Raw genomic sequence first — 886 nt, forward strand, 5'->3', positions numbered from 1 at the left:
TTTGAGATTAGTGGAACGCTCTGGAAAGTGCGGCCATAGTGGGTGATAGCCCCGTACACGAAAATCTCTTGTCAATGAAATCGAGTAGGACGGAGCACGAGAAACTTTGTCTGAACATGGGGGGACCATCCTCCAAGGCTAAATACTACTGACTGACCGATAGTGAACCAGTACCGTGAGGGAAAGGCGAAAAGAACCCCGGAGAGGGGAGTGAAATAGAACCTGAAACCGTATGCGTACAAGCAGTGGGAGCCTACTTTGTTAGGTGACTGCGTACCTTTTGTATAATGGGTCAGCGACTTATATTCAGTGGCGAGCTTAACCGAATAGGGGAGGCGTAGCGAAAGCGAGTCTTAATAGGGCGTTTAGTCGCTGGGTATAGACCCGAAACCGGGCGATCTATCCATGGGCAGGTTGAAGGTTAGGTAACACTGACTGGAGGACCGAACCGACTACCGTTGAAAAGTTAGCGGATGACCTGTGGATCGGAGTGAAAGGCTAATCAAGCTCGGAGATAGCTGGTTCTCCTCGAAAGCTATTTAGGTAGCGCCTCATGTATCACTGTAGGGGGTAGAGCACTGTTTCGGCTAGGGGGTCATCCCGACTTACCAAACCGATGCAAACTCCGAATACCTACAAGTGCCGAGCATGGGAGACACACGGCGGGTGCTAACGTCCGTCGTGAAAAGGGAAACAACCCAGACCGTCAGCTAAGGTCCCAAAGTCATGGTTAAGTGGGAAACGATGTGGGAAGGCTTAGACAGCTAGGAGGTTGGCTTAGAAGCAGCCACCCTTTAAAGAAAGCGTAATAGCTCACTAGTCGAGTCGGCCTGCGCGGAAGATGTAACGGGGCTCAAACCATGCACCGAAGCTACGGGTATCACCA

At 51.2% G+C, this 886-nt stretch carries 1 rRNA gene; it reads left to right on the forward strand.

Annotation, left to right across the window (positions count from 1 at the left end):
* A 23S ribosomal RNA gene (locus FS665_RS23115) occupies window positions 1-886 on the forward strand; the annotation flags it as partial.

Origin of the sequence: Pseudomonas sp. URMO17WK12:I11, from assembly GCF_007677725.1 — a bacterium.
GTDB lineage: Bacteria > Pseudomonadota > Gammaproteobacteria > Pseudomonadales > Pseudomonadaceae > Aquipseudomonas.